Below are 17,968 nucleotides of genomic sequence, written 5' to 3' on the forward strand. Positions count from 1 at the left end.
AATCTCCGGGGATGGGAAGGGGTGGAGCGCTACCGTCATGCGCGCGCGAACACCACGGCATAGTCGCTGGCCAGGTCGCCCAGGCGGTGGCGAAGCAGCGTGGCGGCATGGTCGTCGCCACCGCCGGTCAGCGCGTGCAGGTGCGAACCATACAGCGTGATGGCGAAGTGCCCCACTGCAAAGTCGTGGGTGGGCGACCGCCACTGGGTCAGCGGGGTCCAGTTCGCGCAGGCGGGGCAGGCCACGTAAGCCGAATCGGGCGATTCGCACCAGATGGCCAGGGCTTCCTCGAGGGCTTCGCTGCCCTCGTCGCCGGGGGCCAGCGGCTGGTCGCATTCCGGGCAGCGGATGCGGAAGCTGCCGTCGTACGGGCAGAAGATGCCGTTCTCGCGTCCGCCCTCGATCAGCATGGCGCCGCCGGTGTCGTCCTCGCGCCAGCGGTGCGCGCTGGCATGCAGGCCGATGGCGCGCACCCCGCTGCCGGCGAGGAAACTGCCCTCGATCACGGGGAAATACGGGTCGGCCCCGTGGGTGGGCAGCGCGCCGATGCTGCCGTCGCCGACCAGGCGGCGATACAGCGCCATGGCGGCCGCCGCGGCGTCGTCGCGTTCGAGTTCGGTATCGACCAGGATGGTGGTGGCATCGCTCATGAGCAGCGATGGTGACCCCCCACGCGGTGCGTCGTAAAGCATGGACAAAGGCTTCCGTTCAGTCCGCCGGAGGGCCGATCCATTCATCGATGGCGCGCACGTCGTCGTCGCTAGCGGCCACGATGCGGTAACCGGACCAGAATTGGCCCGCCGCGGCGGCCGGTTCGTGCCATTGCTCCTGGATGCCGATCTCCGCGCGGTATTCCGCCTGCTGGATGCCCGGCAGCATGAAGGTCACCTGGTGCACCGCCCCGCTGCGCGGCGCATGGGACCCCAACAGCATCAGCCCCGTAGCCGACAGGTTGACCAGCTGGCCGAGCACGCGGTCGGTCATCCCATCCACGATCGGCATGGGCGAGTTGGCGTGCTTGCGCGGCGCTCGGCGTTGTTCGAAGTCGCGGTTCATGCGTTGCCCGCCATGCGCCGGGTGTCGCCGCTGTCGCGGCGCAGGTTGCGGGCGATGGCGTGCCAGGCGCGATCGATGAGGGACACCCGTTGCTCTTTCCATTCCCGCGCCTGGTTCGTGGCGATCAGGCGGGCCAGCCGGGTGAGGTCGATGTCTTCGGTGCGGCCGCCGCGCGGCGTGACGAACAGGCAGCGCCCGGTGGCGGGCGAGAACCAGGCCAGCTTGCGCCGGGACTCGCTGCCGTCGGGTTGGGTGAACGTGAACCAGGTGCCGAAGCGCAAGGTGGCGAAGCCGTCGTAGACGTGCTGCGCGGCCTCGTCCAGTGCGGTCGGTGCCACCGGCGCGAGAACATCGCCGTGCGCGGTGCCTTCGCCCAGGCGCGGGCGCTGCTTGAGTCGCAGTGCGACTTCGGTGGGGGCGAGGTCGGTATCGGCCGTGTCGTGCCCCGCGGGTTCGAACAGCCCGCCGGCCACCTGCGAGGCTTCGGCCGAATGCATGCCCAGGTGTTCCAGGCCGCGCTCCACGTCGGCACGCAGCTTCTGCACGTCCGCGATGGGGCGGCGGCCCAGCAACTGGTCCGTGACCCCCAGGCAGTGCAGGAACGCCTCGCCGTTTTCACCGCCCCGCAGGATATGCAGGGCGATCACGTCGGCCCAGGTGCGCTCCAGCAGGATGCGCAGCACCCCGCGTGGCGTGGCGTCCTTCACCATGCGCTCGTCCATGATGTCGGTGGCGCGCTGGCGCGCCCGTTCCAACCGGTCCCGCCCTTCCATCGCCTCGATCTGGCGGCGCTCGGCGACATGCGCCTTGCGCGCCAGCAGGGCGATCTGCTGCTCGATATCGGCCCGCCATGCGGGGTCGATCACCTGGGCGTGGCTGGCCTGCATGACCAGCCGTTCCAGCCGGTCTATCAGCGCGGCATCCGGTTCGCCGTCGGCGGGGTCGAGCCACTGGTGAGCGGCCTCGCCCACGGTATCCAGCAGGCGGCGCGCGGGGTGCTCGGGCTGGTCGAAGAAGCCGCGGTCGTTCACTGCCGCGCGCAGCATGGGCCACTGCAGGCCACCCAGCACGGCGCGGGCCGGGCTGGCCGCAGCCACCTGCTGGCCCAGGTTCTCGAACAGCAGGGCGGTCAGTTCCACCGTGTCGCCCTGCTCGGACGACAGTTCGGCTGGCGGCGAACCCGACGGCCGGGTGCGATCCATCTGGGCCAGGAGTTCGTCGCGCAGGGCCTGTGCGCTGCGGATCTCGCGCTGCGCGGCACCGGTGACATCGCTGACGTGGCCCTGCAGGGCCATCAGCGCCGTCTGCAGTTCGTCGTCCGAGGCGATACGGCCGGCGGCGAAGCCGGCCACGTGGCCGGTTTGCAGGCGGGTGGTCAGCAGGTTGCGCAGGCCTTCCAGTACACCGATGTGTCCTTCCGCGGATGTCCCGGGCATGGCCTCGCCGCCGACCCCTGCACCGGGCAGCGACGCCGGGGCCTCACGCGGTCGGGAACGGCGCTCGACGGCCGGCGGCGCGGACACGCGCACGTTGGGATACACGCGAAACCCCGGCAGGATGCCGCGCGTGCGGTAATGCTCGTTGAGGGCGCCGTAGAAGGATTCGCTCTGCGCCAGCACGCGCGCATCCACCGACTGGAACAGGATCAGGCGATGCGCGGTGGTCAACGGCAGGGGCCGGACCGCCGTTTTCAGTGCCGCCGCCAGCGCGCGCGGGCCGGCGGGCAGGGCCTCACCCTCCAGCGGCGGCGTGCCGGCCAGGACGGCCAACCGGTAGCCCAGTTCGAACAGGCTGCTGGCGCTGCGCGCTTCACCGCGAGAGGCCATGCTGGCCAGCGCACCGTCGATCTCCTGGTCTTCCGGGTCGACCAGACTCAGTCCCGTGGCCAGCGATTCGCCCCGCGTCGGTGCGGCGTCGGTCACCTCGCCCAGGCGGCGGAACCCCTCGGTCAAGTGCGCGGCGAACCGGTTGCGAAAGGCGGCGCCCTCGCGCTCCACGATGCCGCGGCTTTCGAAGCAGGTCTGCTGCTCCAGGTGATTGCGGCTGCTCTCGGCCACGGCGAACAGGCGCCGGTCGAATTCGCGCAGCGACTCCCGCAGCGGCACGTCCAGCCACGTCAGGCACAGCGAAAGCCCCTGCTGCGCTTCGCATTCTGCGCGTGGCGAAAGGGCGACGGGATGCGGTCCCGTCCTGCCGTGTGGCGGGGGAGTGCCTGCGTTCATAGGTAAGGTCCTCCTCGACCTTCAGCGCAAGTTTAGGTTGGCGAAGGAGGTGGCGCCAGCGGAACCGTTGCGTGCTTTCGGCGTAGGGCGTAAGAACTAGGCAGATTTGGCGTGACCGGGCACGACGGCCGTTCAGCCCATGAAGGCTTCGATCACGTCGTTGAGAAAGCGCTGGCCGAGTGCGGTCGTCCGCAGGACGGCCGGATCGTCCACCAGCCAGCCGCGCCCGCGGGCATGCATCAATCCGCCCGCGATGGCGTCGGGGGCAAGCCCCGTGCGCTCGGTAAAGTCCGCCATCGGCACGCCGTCGATCAGGCGCAAGGCGTTGAGCATGTACTCGAAGGGAAGGTCGTCCGCATCGACGTAGCTGTCGCCACCGATGCGTGCCGGCTGGCCGGCGGCCGCGAGGTACGCCGCCGGCAGGCGGGTCTTCCAGCGCCGGCGCACGCCGCCCGCGTCGCTGATCTTGCCGTGCGCACCGGCACCGATGCCCAGGTAGTCGCCGAACCGCCAGTAGTTGAGGTTGTGCGCGCAGCGACGTTCCGGCCGGGCATACGCCGACACCTCGTATTGCCCGAAGCCCGCGTCGGCCAGGCGCACCTCGCAGGCCTCCTGGATCGTCCACGCCGCGTCGTCGTCGGGCAGTGGGGGCGGGTTGGCGGCAAAGGCCGTGTTCGGTTCGAGGGTGAGCTGGTAGTGCGAGATATGCGTCGGTGCCAGCGCCACCGCCTGGTCGACATCGTCCAGTGCGCCGGCCAGGTCCTGGTCTGGCAGGGCGTACATCAGGTCGATGTTGATGTTGTCCAGCCCGGCGTCCTGGGCGCTGCGCACGGCCTTCACCGCTTCGCCCGCGGAGTGGATGCGGCCCAGCCGGTGCAGCTTGGCGTTATCGAAGCTCTGCACGCCGAAGGAGATGCGGTTGATGCCGGCGGCGAGGTAACCGTCGAAGCGGCCATGCTCCACCGTGCCGGGATTGGTCTCCAGCGTCACCTCCGCCTCGGCGGCGAAGGGCAGGCGCGCCTTCGCCCCGTCGAGGAAGCGACCGACCAGTTCGGGCGAGAACAGGCTTGGCGTGCCGCCGCCGAAGAACACGGTGCCGACGGTGCGCCCGTGCAGGGCCTCGCCCATGTCGCGCAGGTCGGCGTCGAGGTCGGCCAGCAGGGCGTCCACGTACTCCCCATAGGCCGGCGTTCCGCGCACGCCATGCGAGTTGAAATCGCAGTACGGGCACTTGCGCACGCACCACGGCATGTGGACGTACAGCGACAGCGGCGGGGGAGTCAGTGTCATGCCAGTTCGGCGAAACGCGCCTTGAGCACGTCCAGTGCCTGGCCACGGTGGCTGAGGCGGTTCTTCAGGGCGAAGTCCAGTTCCGCCGCGCTCACGTCATGGCCGTCGGGAAGGAACAGCGGGTCGTAGCCGAAGCCGCCCTCGCCGCGTGGTGCCTCGAGGATGCGCCCGTGCCAGCGGCCCTCCGCGATCAGCGGGGCCGGATCGTCCGCGTGCCGGAGCACCACCAGCACGGCGATGAAATACGCCGTGCGCCGGGCGGCCGGCATGCCGGCCAGCTCGCGCAGCAGCTTCGCGTTGTTGGCCGCGCTGTCGCCGTGGGTGCCTGCATAGCGCGCGGCATAGAGGCCGGGCGCGCCGTTCAGGGCATCCACGCAGAGGCCGGAATCGTCGGCCAGCGCGGGCAGGCCGGTCAGGCGTGCGGCATGCCGTGCCTTGAGCAGGGCGTTCTCGACGAAGGTCAGGCCGGTTTCGTCGGCGTCGGTGACGCCCAGGCGGATCTGCGGCACCAGCTCCACGCCGCTGCCGGCGAGCAGTTGTTCCAGTTCGACCACCTTGCCGGCGTTGCTGGAGGCAAGCACGAGGCGCATGGCTCAGAGCCCCCCTTCGGCGAATTCCGGCGCGTAGTCGACGCGTCCGCGATAGCCCGCCAGACCGTCGACGGTCAGCGGCAGCACCTGGAAGGCGTTACCGCCCTCGTAGGTATCGTGCAGGCCGTGCGCCGACGCCTTGCCGAAACCGAATTTCGTGTAATACGCCGGCGAACCCAGCACGAACACGGCACGCGCATCCTGGACGAAGCAGGCGCCGATGCCTTCCTCGATCAACGCGTGGCCGATGCCCTGGCGCTGGTGATCGGGATGCACGGCCACGGGCGACAGGGCCAGCGACTTGCCGTCGTCGCCTTCCTCGACGGTGACAGGGGAAAACAGCACGTGGCCGAGCACGGTGTCGTCCTCGTCGACGGCCACCAGCGACACCGTGGCACGACCCGCCTCGACGAGCCGGCGCACCCGGGTCGCCTCGGTGTCGCGCCCGAACGCCGCGGCGTGGATGCCCACGATGGCATCCAGGTCCGCGTCGGTGGCCACGCGCACTTCGGTCATGGCGTGGACTCCAGCGCCGCGCGCTGCGCGACCACCAGGTCCTGGATGCCCTTGGCGGCCAGGTCGAGCATGAGGTTCATCTCGTCGCGGCGGAAGGCATGGCCCTCGGCCGTGCCCTGCACCTCGATGAAGCCGCCGCCGTCGTTCATCACCACGTTCATGTCGGTGTCGCAGTTGGAGTCTTCGGCGTAATCGAGGTCGAGCACGGGCACGCCGTTGTAGACACCCACCGAGACCGCGGCGATGGCGCCGAGGATCGGGTTGCGCTTGATCGCGTTGCGCCGGGTGAGCGTGGACACGGCATCGACCAGGGCCACGTAGGCACCGGTGATGGCCGCGGTGCGGGTGCCGCCGTCGGCCTGGATCACGTCGCAGTCCAGCGTGATGACCCGCTCGCCGAGGGCGGCGCGATCGACGCAGGCACGCAGCGAACGGCCGATCAGCCGCTGGATCTCCATGGTGCGGCCACCCTGGCCGCCGCGCGCGGCTTCGCGCTGGTTACGGTCGGTGGTGGCGCGGGGCAACATGCCGTACTCGGCGGTGACCCAGCCCTCGCCCTTGCCGCGCAGCCACGGTGGTACGCGTTCCTCGACCGAGGCGGTGCAGAGCACCTTGGTGTCACCGAAGGACACCAGGACGGAGCCCTCGGCGTGGCGGGTGTAGTGGCGCTCGATGGTGACGGCGCGCAGCTGGTCGGCGGCGCGGCCGCTGGGACGGGAAAGGGTCATGGAAAGCCTGATTTGGGCGCGGGCGGTGGGTCAGTTTACCATTGCGCCTTTCCTCCACGCGCAAGCGAGCCCCCCATGATCCGCAGCATGACCGCCTACGCCTCCGCCGAGCGCGCGGGCCCGTCCGGCACGCTCACCTGCGAGCTGCGCACCGTGAACCACCGCTACCTGGAGATCAGCCCTCGGCTGCCCGAGGACATGCGCGGCTTCGAAAGCGCCCTGCGCGAGCGGATCGGTGCCCGGCTGTCCCGCGGCAAGGTGGATATCACCGTGCGCCTTCGCGCCGAGCCCGGCGCGGCCGAAGGCCCCCGGGTCAACGGCGCCATGCTGGCGCGCCTGTCCGAGCTGGCCCTGGACTTCGAGCAGCGCTTCCCGCGCATGACCATCGAGTTCACCGAGCTGCTGCGCTTCCCCGGCGTGCTGCAACAGCCCGACACCGACGCTGATGCCCTGCAGGGTGCCCTGCTGGATGTCCTGGAGCAGGCCCTGGTGGCGCTGAACGACACGCGCGCCCGCGAGGGCGAGAAGCTGGGCGAGATGCTGAAGGAGCGCCTGGACGGCATCGAGCGGATCGTGGCCGACGTGCGCGTGTGGCTGCCCGAGATCCAGGCCGCGCTGCGCGCCCGCCTGGAAGGCCGCCTGGCCGACATCCGTCAGCCGGTGGAGCCGGGTCGGCTGGAGCAGGAACTGGTGTTGCAGATCACCCGCGTGGACGTGGACGAGGAACTGGACCGACTGACCACGCACATCGGCGAAGCGCGTCGCGTGCTGGCGCTGAAGGAACCGGTGGGTCGCCGCCTCGATTTCCTGATGCAGGAGTTCAACCGCGAGGCGAACACGCTGGGCTCGAAGTCGGTGGATTCGCGTACGACCAATGCGGCGGTGGAGCTGAAGGTGTTGATCGAGCAGATGCGTGAGCAGGTGCAGAATATCGAGTGATGTCTCAGGCGATCTGTACCTGTTTTTTGGAAGTTACAAGCTACTTTCGGCTCATTCTCACGTCCACGGCTGTCTTTGGATGTCTCCCGAAAAGTCATGAATCTCGTGTGCCCTAGCGTGGACCCAAGGACTAATTCCTTGAATGGATAAATCCCGAGGAATGTACGTGGAAGGTTTCAAAAGCGCTCATCAGTGACTGGATCAAGAAGTCCGAGCGATTCGAAGCTTGGGGGGCGATAATCTCTGGCGTCGCTACCGGAGATGAGATATCTATTCTCGGTGGCTTCTTCGCTACAGCATTGAGGGCAGCCTATAACTCTTCACTCGGGAAGCTACCGTGATATCTCGCTCAACTAAGCGAGAGTGCGGCGAAAAAGCTCAGGGATGAGATGTACTTAGTCAAGATGTCGGGCATCTGAAAAAGATTGGGTGAGGGCTGCGAGTGAAAAAAACCCTCGCGGAGCGTGATAGCGGAGCCAGCCGACAACTTTACGAGCGGTGTATCTAGCGCGGTCTGAAACATTCCGCTATCGCTAGATCATGGATCAACAACAGAATTAAGCCCGTGATCGGCTCTCTACCTCTCGCAGATCCTAGGCTCTCGCAAGTCGATCGCTTCATCTGTGACATCGCTGAGAACGCGCCGTCCACATCGACAAAGATTCTTGGGTGCCTCACGCAGATCTTCAATTTCGGCATGCAGTTTGGGCATATGCAAAGCAACCCCGCATCGATGTTCGATGTTTGGATGCCGGAGGCAAAGTGCGATCGAGGGCTCGATTGTTGTCTGTCTCCGAGCTTCGGTCGCTGCCGAATGCGATAAATAAGGCAAATGGGTAGACCGTTCAGAACGGTCTTTCTGTTCGTTTATTTCTGATGCTCGCGGTTCGCAAGTATGAATTGATTCAGGCAATAATCGACGAACTCGACCATACCAAGTCGCTCTGATGAATTCCGGCGGTTCACACGATGTCGGAAAGAGGAATCAGTATTTCACTGCCGAACCAAGCGTCAGCGACCGTGAAAAAATTAGTAGAGTTGGCCGGGGAGAAATGAGTGGTTCCTGCCGGATAGAAAGATGAAAAGTCGGACGATCCCATGCATCAGTATGGATGCCATCACCGCAGCGCTTGCAAAGTGCATCAGGTCCTTCATAGCAACGGCGGATCACTTCATATTGCACGATTTGAAGCGGACCGCCCGGACGCACTCGGATGCGCTGGGCGTCGCCCCTCATGTAGCAGAGCGATGCGTAAATCACGCAAAGGTCTTGTCGGTGTTTACAAACGCTACGACTACATTGAAGTGCGACGTGAAGCATTACAGCGCTGTGCTAACTTTCCCGACGAAATCCATGCTTAGACAACCGGTGCCTAGCCAATCACCAACTTGCCATGCTACACAAAGAAGTCAGTTGCATAAGTTGGCGACTCAGCCGGCATGCTTTGCGATGCCACGAAAGAGGAAAAAGAAAACGTAGGCAACCAGAGAGAAGGCAATAAAATAGTGTGAGAAACCGATCGCTGTATAGATGCAGGTTTTCAGCACACGAAAGCCGTACGCAAGCTTCTGTCTACCACTCTCGGGCCAATCGGATAACAATGTCAGCTGGTAGTCGACGGGCTTATGGTTCTCGTATTTCTCAAGAATTGCATAGTATTCTTCCGTAAGCTGAATATATTCTTGATCGCTGACAACGCCTCTAATCCCCGCCACTTTTCTCGAAAAACGGCCGAGCTCCACCCCGTTTCGATGCATTGCCTGCGACCTGGAAATAAAATTCTCTTGTCCCAATAAAAGAGAATAAACGAGAACGAGGACAGCGAGTGTTGCCTGTGTGGCATTGAGATACACCGCGTCAATGCCGGCAGAAATGCTAAAGGCTTGCAATAGCGGGATAAACACCAATGCGACGGAAGTTAGCGCGACAACCCACTGAGAAGCCCGCTGGTGCCTATCGAGCCTTTCACTCGCGCGATATCGACACTTTGTCGTGATCTTTACGCGGCGGAGGAGTTCTTCGTTTCGATCGTTCGATTCGCCCATATCAAATCCCTTGAGAACGTAGCGAGAGCGGGCGCGAGGAGTTTGTGTGTGTGGCGGTCAGTCTCCTGACACCGCAGGCCACCGTTCGACGAACGCCTAATCGCCTAAGCAGACTGCTTACCCTGATCGTGGCACATCCGCTTGGGAGAGGCCACCACGATCATATAGCCGACACAGAGCCGACTTCGCTCCTCGCGCCCACCGGTATCCTTGCACTACTCGTACGCCGGGCGCAATTCTTTCTTTGCTAAGAGAGCTCGCAGCCGATCAAGCGACTCACGATCTGGGATCCAGGATACGAAACCCAGTTCCTTTGCGATTCTTCGAACAGAGCCGGTAGCTTGTTCGAGCGGAGGTTCCTTGCCGCCCAGAAGCCTCGGAGAAATTTCGCGGTACAGAGCCACTCTTTCGCTCTCATCTACATAAGGGCAGCCAAGGAAGTCGAAGAGCATAATGCAGTCAGCCGCTCTAGATAGCGTTCGCGTATTCAGGTTGCTGAGTTTCGAAATCATGCCTTGCTTCGCGCAATTAGATAGGGCTCGCATATCGTGGCGGTCGCGAGCGAAGTAAAGTGCCGCCGACAACGTTAGGTAGTCGTCGATATGTACAAGTTCTTCCGGGTTTTTCCTGTCTAGCAATCTCAAGATGTCAGATATCGATAGTTTTTGGCGGCCCTGGCAAACAATGTCAGCAGCAATGACTACGTTGAGGATGTCGGCAAGAAATACCTTCTTCCTTAAGTTTAGTGAACGCCTCGTCACGTCGAGAATCTGCATCTGAAGTAAGTCTTCGCCAAGTTTTGCGTGCTTCGCGATATTCGACACCTCCAAGAAGATTCTCGCCATCTTGTTAGAGGTTGCAGATCGAATATCCATCAGGAAAAAGAATTCAGCGAGCCGTATCACTTCTACCAATAGCGTTTGGAATAGTTGCGCGTCCATCTCATATTCTGGGCTAGCATCAGACGATGATCGCTCGCCAATCAAGTTGAGGTGTCGGGCGACCACTGCGAGCGAGCTAGCTGATAGCTCACCATAGCTAACCGAATATCGTCGCGCCGAGTGCCTAACTCTTGTGATTACAGAGCTCGAAAGCGTACTTTTGGACGAGTCGGCCTCTCTTGAACTATTCGCTGAACGCACTCTCACGCAGTTGCGTACGGCTAGCATGAATTCTTCGACCTCGGAAAGAACCTCTGCACGGGCGACCGTCAATGGGGTCACTAACGGGCGTTGCGACATGTTCCTTTTTGAATCATTCAAGTAGAGATTGAACTTCTGGAGTTCTTCGCGAAGAACTTCCTCGGCGGCGGTTAGATCCGTTTCGGAATTTGCAAAGAAGATGTAGTCATCAACGTATCGTCGGACTGCGACATCCTCGCCGATGAACTTCGCAAGGCGGACGTCCACTGACTGGAGGATGATTTCTGCGAAAATTCTACTCACCTCTGGACCAATGACAATTCCGTTTGTCTCGCCCCAATTGGATGAGCGCATAAGACGATCAAACTCGTCCTCAAAGTAAGTCGCTCGTCTGTTATCCTTTGCAAACTGCTTTCCTCGTACGGCCCACGTGATTGAGTGGGTATAGATCGACTGGAAGCACTTTGATATGTCGAGCTGGAGCATCAGCCCGTAGCTCATCTCGAGCCGTTCAAATTCCGTCGAATTGAAAAATTTGTAAAAGTGCGCGTACCGCTTATAAGCGAAGTACGACGATGCAACGGTCGATTGCTTTCGAAATCCTGCCGTATCGACATCGGGCCCCTCGCCGAGATCCGCCCCGTGATCAGCAAACCGGCTGTCGAAGTAGCGCGATGCAGGCCGTGATGGCGCCCTCAGCGAAAAGGGGCTTCGTACGCATAGTTGTGAGATATAGCTGTCGTATCGCGCATAGAAACCAACCCATCGGCACTGAGCCGCTGGATGAAGCAGTGCGACCCTTCGAAACTTGCTCTTTGCCTTACCCACGTCAATAAGAAAGGGTACAGTGTCAGACTTTGAACTGAGTGCGGCCCGCACCAAGGGATGCGACTTGCCGCCCGCGAGCAAGGAGGACGCGAGACGCTCGTTCGAGAAATACAATGGGAGCTCAAAGGGCAAGGTATCTGTGAGAAGCATGCGTGATGCATCGGTATTGCCGATCTTTTTTATCCGCTTAGACATGCGACCAGCACCGTGCAATGACAGCCATCCGTGTCGTGTCAAACTTTGTCCGACGATAGTGGGTAAATCCAGACGAGAACGTCAACTTGGCTAACTCGTCACGAAAGGCCTTGGCTGTAGGTCGCCTCTTAAGGGCAAATCGGACTAAGTTCTGCATGAATCTGTCCAACTCGCGAAGAGTTTGCGCGTCTCCGTCGAACGGGCCAGGTTCGTAGTGAGGATGGGAGTATGCAAGCCCAGCGGATAGACTTCGTTTCTTGGCCGAATTGATAAGAACTTGATTTCCTGTCAGGAAGGTCAAACGGTCGACGAAGAGCTGAGGTGCCCCGTCCTTTAAGTAAGATTTCGCTGCTAGTGTCATGCGTGTCTTCAATTTTCGAACCTTGGCAGCTGATAGCAGCACCCATACCTGGTTTTCGCTGGACGGCATGTTGTAAGGCGAGAATCGAAACTCGTAGCCCAGATATTCCATTCTATGTCGAGCCTTGGCATCTTCAACGACGCATTCGCACTGGCGAGCGCATGGACATTTGTTCGCGTGGTCGCAAGCTTGGGCGCATCGGCATGCGACGGGGAAGGGCGCCGTTTTCCTCGCGTTAGGCTGTAAGCCGAGCTCATTAAGCGCTAGGTCTACACCTGAAACGAGTGCATCCATCGAGCCTGAGGACATCACGATGAAATCGTCCACATAGCGTAGTAGTAGATATACGCCATCGATGTCTCTAATCGCTTTATCCAATGCGGCGAGGTAGATCTCTGCAAGCGTCCCACTTAGGATCAAGCCGCGGGGGAGTCCTCGCTTGCGAATTTTAGGCTTCAATCGTCCGGTGCGCTCAAATATTCTGTCGATGAGGGAGATTGTCTGGTAGGACACGAGTCCATCGGCACGAAGCCTCGCAAGTACACTCGCTCGGTCGATACTCTCAAAGCATGATTTTATGTCTACGCGATACACTGATTTTGGAGTGTTTTCCCCAAGTGCTTGCAATAGAGTTGCAACCGCTTCTTTGCGATTGAGTCCCCTAATTCCATAACTTCGACGAAGATTGTCGTTGATCTTGCGAAGTACTAGGGACTCATCAAGGCTATCGGTCGCGGTCGCGATCCGTGTTTTCCCTGCACGCAGGAGCGCTAGCGAATGCAGTCGGTGGAACTTCATGCGGCCCAGCGCTACGTCGCGTTGAAGGCGCTCCAAAAAAGTTCGCCATTCCTCATGGTTTGCGGGTTTCTCACCCTCATCGGGCGTCAGATAGAACTGCTTGCGATATCGCCGCATCCATCCCAAGTTTTTCGCGTCAAAGTTTTGAACCGGCTTGGCCATGATTCCCTTTTCGCCTGCGGGGCGTATAACTCTTCGAACGATGTGAAACTTGCTGCATGCTGTCAATGTAAATATTCGCGTAGCCCATCCATGGGCTCTGCTCGGTGCGGCCTCCATTCTGCGCATCGAATCGTATATGTGTCGCGGCGGCGATAGGTAGGGTCTAACAAATATCATAGCAAAATGCAATTATTAGAAATTGTAGGATATTTGATGATTGGCGAAATCAGACGGTATGCGCATTTGAGCAGCTTGGGATAGTCGCTGGACGCCCGGAGCGACAAGCTAAGTGCCTTTGTTTGTACCGAGACCCAGGCCGATCGTTGGCTCCAGCACCAAAGAAGGAACTCATGCAAGATCAAGCGGCTATGGATGTGGCGATAGCTATGAACGCGGAACTCGATTATTCACTGAGCGTAACCGGCGTGGTTGATCGCCAACTCTATTTTAGGCTCGTCGAGGCGTGCAGATACGATTCGGCCTCAACCGTCGGATGGGCTCAAGCGAGGCTAGGAACCCTTCTCGACCGAGTAGTTAGAGGCGAGTCATTGAGTCTGTTTGACCTAGCCACTGAAGGTCAGATCGATGTTGGTAGTGAAGGTCAGCTTAGAGCATGGCTTGCTTCAAATTCGCTTTGGCTAAGCCACTAAGTAGATATCAGCTTGGCCTTCTATGGACCGCCCGGTGCAGACCCATGCCAGCGACCAGCGCGACCACGAATGTTGCGGTAGGCCACGGCTGTATCGCAAGATCAGCCAACGCAGGCCCCGGACACAAACCGATCAGGCCCCAGCCCACGCCGAAAAGCGCCGCGCCGGCCAGCAGAGCGCGATCGACCTTGCGCGACACCGGCACATGAAATCGATCGGCCAGCCATGGGCGTTCGCGTCGACGCCGAACCTGCCAGGCGAGCGCCGCGGGCAGCAGGGCGGATGCCATCACGATGGCGAGCGACGGGTCCCATGCACCGGCCACGTCGAGGAAGGCCAGCACGCGTTGCGGGTTGACCATGTCCGACAAGGTCAGGCCGACGCCGAACAGCAGGCCTGCGAGGATGCTGACGAGCCGGCTCATCGCAGTCGCTCCAGTCCGTGGCGCATCACGTAGACCGTGGAGGCCGCCGTCAGCATGAAAACGCATGTTGCCCAGAGCGAGCGAGGCGAAAGGCGAGACAGTCCACACACGCCATGCCCACTCGTGCAGCCGGCGCCGAGACGTGTGCCATACCCCACCAGAAGCCCGCCGACGATCAGCGTCGGCCATCCGCTTGCCAGATCCGGTGCGGGCCGGTGCAGGAGGGGATGCGTCAGGCCGGCGGCGATCATGCTGGCGGCAAGGAAGAGCGCAGCCGCCACCCGGTCGTTGCCTGGCGCCCAGCCCGGTATCGCGGCGAGCATGCCGGAGATACCCATGACCCGCCCTTGGGCGAGCAGCACGATGCCGGCGGCTATGCCGATGGCCGCGCCACCCAGCGCCGGCCAGTACCACGCCAGTGACGCAAGCGTTGCGGCCATCACAGCAGATCCAGCGGCGTGCGAAGGTAACGCACGCCGTTGGCATCCGGCTCGGGAAAATGGCCCGCCCGCATGTTGACCTGGATCGACGGCAGCAGGAGTCGCGGCATCGCCAGTGTGGCATCCCTGGCTTCTCGCGTGCGCACGAACGCATCCTCGTCCACGCCCTCGTGGGCATGCACGTTGCCGGTGCGCTCGGCGCCGATGCTGCTTTCCCACGCGTAATGATCGCGGCCTGGTGCCTTGTAGTCGTGGCACATGAATACGCGCGTGGCATCGGGGAGCGACATCAGCCGCCGGATCGATCGGTAGAGCGTTCGGGCGTTTCCGCCCGGAAAATCGCAGCGTGCCGTGCCGTAGTCCGGCATGAACAACGTGTCGCCCGCGAAGACGGCGTCGCCGATGACGTATGCCATGCATGCCGGCGTATGTCCGGGCACATGCAGCGCCATGGCGCGCAGCGCGCCGATCGTGAAGGTTTCGCCGTCGTCGAAGAGGTGATCGAACTGGCGGCCGTCCCGCACGAACCGATCATCCTCATTGAACACCTCCCCGAAGGTGTGCTGGACGGCCGTGATCTGCGCACCGATCGCCAGGTGCCCACCGGTCTGTCGCTGGAGCCACGGCGCGGCGGTCAGGTGATCGGCGTGCGCGTGGGTTTCGAGAATCCACGCCACCTGCAGGTCATGCTCGACCACGTATCGCACCAGGGCTTCCGCATGCGTCGTCGCCGTTCGGCCGCTCGGCGCGTCGAAATCCAGCACGCTGTCGATGATCGCGCAGGCGCGACTCGTCGGGTCCTGCACCACATGGCTGATGGTGAAGGTGGTCTCGTCGAAGAACGACGTGACTCGCGGGCGCTGCGCTGGATCGTCGAGTGCGGCGGCAGCCATCGCCACCGCGCTTTGCAGGTTCGGATCGACGGGCGTATCGGCGGTCATGAGGCGCTACCTCGCAGGATGCGGATAAGTCATTGGTATGCGCGGCCGTCGCGGCTAGCCGACGCGCCGGGTGCCGGCGACCGTACGCGCTTTGCTCGCATGCTGCGCTGATAGGGGAGCCGCCTTTACCAGGCCGCGAAGCGAATTGCCCAGGTAGATCGTGTCGGCCCTTTCCAGGTCGTCGAGGGTGAGCACGGCCTCCCGGCATCGCCCGGCCGCGATCAGCGACGCACGCAGCCGGCCGGGCAGGGCGCCGGTGTGCAGCGGTGGCGTCAGCAGGCCGTGCCCGTCATTGATGAAGAGGTTGGTGTACGAGCCCTCGCAGACCTCGTCACGCTCGTTGAGCAGGATGGCCTCATCCGCGCCGCAGGCGTTCGCCTCGGCAAGCGCGTCGTCGTAGGTTTCGCGCCAACCCGTTTTGTAACCACGCAGAGGGTCGTCGCTGCGCAGGCGTCCGCTGGCAATGACGAAGCGCATGACATCGGGTGTCGGCGGCATGGCGGTGCTTTCGGCGGTCATGCTGCCGTCGTCGTGCAGGACCAGCCGCACCTTGCGGGTCGTCGCCCCGGCGTCGGCGGTCGCCTTGCGCAGTGCAGTCGTCGCGGCTGACAGGTCGAAGGTAAGCCCCAGTGCCCGCGCCCCGTCGCGCATCCGCCGCAGGTGTCCGTGCAGTCGCGGCCATCTTCCGGCCTGGTAGGGCAGTGTTTCCAGCAGCGTGATCGGACGTCGCCCGGCCTCGTAGTAACGCGCCTTCAACAGGCACTCGTCGTATTCCTGGTCGGCGTCCGAATCGCTGACCACCGCGCCGCCGACGCCCAGTTCGCCCACGCCGTGGGTGACGGTCAGCGTGCGAATCGCCACGCTGAAGCGGGCTGCGCCATCGGGCGCGAAATGGCCGATGGCACCGCAATACGCGCCGCGCGCCGACGCTTCCAGGTCGCGGATGATCTGCATCGCGCGGATCTTCGGTGCACCGGTAATCGAGCCACACGGAAACAGCGCGGCCAGCATGCTCGCGATAGGACTGCCGGACGGCAGTGTCGCCTGCACGGTGGAGGTCATCTGGTGGACGGTGGGGTAGGTTTCCACGGTGAACAGTTCGGGCACCGCCACCGTGCCGGGCAGGGCCAGTCGACCCAGGTCGTTACGGATAAGGTCGACGATCATGAGGTTTTCGGTGCGGTTCTTCAGGCTGTTCCGCAATGCCTCGCGCTGGGCGCGATCGGTGACGTCGTCCGCGCCTCGCGGCACGGTGCCCTTCATGGGGCGTGTCGTCATGGTGCCTTCGGCGTCGAGGGCGAAGAACAGTTCCGGGGAGAAACCCAGCAACTGACGCTCGCCGTCGTCGATGAACGCGCCGTGCGCGCCGCCGGACGTATGACGAAGCTGTCCGTAGAGCGCGCGTGGATCGCCGGTCACGCGAAAATGCGCGCGCATGCTCAGGTTCACCTGATAGGCGTCGCCCCGGCGGATCGCCTCCATGACCGCGTCAAAACGGTTCCGATAAGCATCCCTGTCCCATTCGAACGTCAACGGCGAGGCGTAGACGCGATCCCGCGGCCAGAGCGCTTCGATGGCATCGCCCTGGAGGATCGTCGGCGGCTCGTCGTATTGGCCGAACCAGATCAGCGGCACCTGCCGCTCGGCGGGTAGCCGGTCGCCGAGATGCGGTTCCAGGACATAGCCCAGTTCGTAGCTGAAATAACCGGCCAGGTAGTGGCCCTCGGCCAGCGCGCGCTGCATGGCCGCGAGGGTATCGGGCACGTCGGCCGGCTGTCGTGCCACGAACGTGCGCGACGGGCGTGAGAAGACCTCCGCCCATCCGTCGCGCGCGTTGTCGAGTATCACCTGGCCACGGCTATCTTTCACATCGGGCAGCATACTGTTTCCCGCTGCCCCATCACATGGAAGACTGATCGATGCACGACATGGCCAGGTTATCCCTGTCGCGACACCCCGGCGGGCTGCCGGACGCGTTCGTCGTGCCGTTCGATCCGGCCGAGTCCGATGCGGCGCTGTTTGCGGCCTACGGCATCGCCTGTCCGCCCACCATCGAACGCAGTGTGCCCAAGCGGCGCGCTGAGTACCTGGCCGGCCGGCGCGTCGCCCTGGCGGCGCTGGCCGCGGCGGGAGTCCACGTGGGCGACCTGGGCACGTCCGCGTCGCGGGCGCCGTGCTGGCCAGAGGGTTTCATCGGCAGCATCACGCATGCGTCCCGCATGGCGGCCGCGGTGGCCCTCCCGGTGGGGCCACTTCGCGGCGTGGGGCTGGACCTGGAAGACGTGGTGTCCGACAGCGCCATCGAAGCGATCCTCGTCTCGGTGGTGACCGAGGCCGAGGTGGCCGCGCTGGTCGACCTGGTCGTGCATACCGATCGCGCGACGGCGCTGACGGCCGCGTTTTCGGCCAAGGAGAGCTTCTTCAAGGCCACCGCGGCGACGGTGGGACGGATCTTCGACTTTTCGGCACTGACACTGCGGCGCGCCTCGCATGACGAGGGCATCATCGAGGCGGATGTGGCCGAAGACCTTGCACCGTCGCTGCCGCGCGGCACGTCGGTCCGGCTCGGCTTCAGCGTCCTCGACCATCGTTCGGTGGTGACCACCTGCGCGTGGCCGCCTGAGCGCCAACGCGACTGAG

General features: G+C 63.1%; 16 protein-coding genes. 2 read left to right on the forward strand and 14 right to left on the reverse strand.

The genetic code is table 11. The features are described from left to right. Window positions 1-35: 35 nt before the first annotated feature. The 7 genes from QRN34_RS06135 to rph form a co-directional block, all read right to left on the reverse strand. A complete protein-coding gene (locus QRN34_RS06135; RefSeq protein ID WP_285402950.1) occupies window positions 36-692 on the reverse strand; it encodes a hypothetical protein in 657 nt (218 codons plus the stop codon). 16 nt (window positions 693-708) lie between these two features. Then, a complete protein-coding gene (locus QRN34_RS06140; protein WP_285402952.1) occupies window positions 709-1,056 on the reverse strand; it encodes a PilZ domain-containing protein in 348 nt (115 codons plus the stop codon). Then, entirely contained in the window at window positions 1,053-3,278 is a 2,226-nt protein-coding gene (locus QRN34_RS06145) for a DUF1631 family protein (protein WP_285402954.1), read from the reverse strand. Before QRN34_RS06145 ends, QRN34_RS06140 begins: the two co-directional genes overlap by 4 nt. Before the next feature lie 132 nt (window positions 3,279-3,410). Continuing rightward, on the reverse strand, window positions 3,411-4,568 hold the full coding sequence (gene hemW / locus QRN34_RS06150; protein ID WP_285402956.1) for a radical SAM family heme chaperone HemW: 1,158 nt from the start codon (window positions 4,566-4,568) through the stop codon (window positions 3,411-3,413). Further along, window positions 4,565-5,158, reverse strand: a complete 594-nt coding sequence (gene rdgB / locus QRN34_RS06155; RefSeq protein WP_285402958.1) for an RdgB/HAM1 family non-canonical purine NTP pyrophosphatase — start codon at window positions 5,156-5,158, stop codon at window positions 4,565-4,567. The genes hemW and rdgB overlap by 4 nt, the downstream gene beginning before the upstream one ends. 3 nt (window positions 5,159-5,161) lie before the next feature. Next, window positions 5,162-5,674, reverse strand: coding sequence for an N-acetyltransferase (locus QRN34_RS06160; RefSeq protein WP_285402960.1), 513 nt, complete (start codon window positions 5,672-5,674; stop codon window positions 5,162-5,164). Next, window positions 5,671-6,402 carry a ribonuclease PH gene (gene rph, locus QRN34_RS06165; protein WP_285402962.1) on the reverse strand — a complete coding sequence of 244 codons (732 nt, stop codon included), beginning with the start codon at window positions 6,400-6,402 and terminating at the stop codon, window positions 5,671-5,673. Before rph ends, QRN34_RS06160 begins: the two co-directional genes overlap by 4 nt. Before the next feature lie 75 nt (window positions 6,403-6,477). Between rph and QRN34_RS06170 the strand changes: the two genes are divergently transcribed. Beyond that, window positions 6,478-7,341: a YicC/YloC family endoribonuclease gene (locus QRN34_RS06170; RefSeq protein WP_285402964.1), complete on the forward strand. Its 864-nt coding sequence runs from the start codon at window positions 6,478-6,480 to the stop codon at window positions 7,339-7,341. Between the two features lie 1,431 nt (window positions 7,342-8,772). Here the strand turns inward: QRN34_RS06170 and QRN34_RS06175 are convergent. From QRN34_RS06175 to QRN34_RS06205, 7 genes are all read right to left on the reverse strand, one after another. Next, window positions 8,773-9,387, reverse strand: a complete 615-nt coding sequence (locus QRN34_RS06175) for an SLATT domain-containing protein (protein ID WP_285402967.1) — start codon at window positions 9,385-9,387, stop codon at window positions 8,773-8,775. A gap of 215 nt (window positions 9,388-9,602) precedes the next feature. Continuing rightward, a complete protein-coding gene (drt3b, locus tag QRN34_RS06180; RefSeq protein ID WP_285402969.1) occupies window positions 9,603-11,552 on the reverse strand; it encodes an antiviral reverse transcriptase Drt3b in 1,950 nt (649 codons plus the stop codon). Then, window positions 11,545-12,873, reverse strand: coding sequence for an antiviral reverse transcriptase Drt3a (drt3a, locus tag QRN34_RS06185; protein WP_285402971.1), 1,329 nt, complete (start codon window positions 12,871-12,873; stop codon window positions 11,545-11,547). The genes drt3b and drt3a overlap by 8 nt, the downstream gene beginning before the upstream one ends. 657 nt (window positions 12,874-13,530) lie before the next feature. Further along, the gene (locus tag QRN34_RS06190; RefSeq protein WP_285402973.1) at window positions 13,531-13,947 is read right to left on the reverse strand and encodes a DUF6691 family protein; all 417 of its coding nucleotides are present in this window, start codon (window positions 13,945-13,947) and stop codon (window positions 13,531-13,533) included. Further along, entirely contained in the window at window positions 13,944-14,387 is a 444-nt protein-coding gene (locus QRN34_RS06195) for a YeeE/YedE family protein (protein ID WP_285402975.1), read from the reverse strand. The genes QRN34_RS06190 and QRN34_RS06195 overlap by 4 nt, the downstream gene beginning before the upstream one ends. Next, window positions 14,387-15,280: an MBL fold metallo-hydrolase gene (locus tag QRN34_RS06200; RefSeq protein ID WP_285403093.1), complete on the reverse strand. Its 894-nt coding sequence runs from the start codon at window positions 15,278-15,280 to the stop codon at window positions 14,387-14,389. The genes QRN34_RS06195 and QRN34_RS06200 overlap by 1 nt, the downstream gene beginning before the upstream one ends. A 102-nt stretch (window positions 15,281-15,382) precedes the next feature. Further along, complete coding sequence (locus QRN34_RS06205) at window positions 15,383-17,209, reverse strand: aminodeoxychorismate synthase component I (protein WP_285402976.1); 1,827 nt, start codon at window positions 17,207-17,209, stop codon at window positions 15,383-15,385. A 47-nt stretch (window positions 17,210-17,256) separates the two neighbouring features. On the opposite strand from QRN34_RS06205, the gene QRN34_RS06210 reads away from it, so the two are divergent. Beyond that, a complete protein-coding gene (locus QRN34_RS06210; RefSeq protein ID WP_285402978.1) occupies window positions 17,257-17,967 on the forward strand; it encodes a 4'-phosphopantetheinyl transferase superfamily protein in 711 nt (236 codons plus the stop codon). Window position 17,968 lies beyond the last annotated feature (1 nt).

Source organism: Luteibacter sp. ME-Dv--P-043b (assembly GCF_030209605.1).
Taxonomy (GTDB): domain Bacteria; phylum Pseudomonadota; class Gammaproteobacteria; order Xanthomonadales; family Rhodanobacteraceae; genus Luteibacter.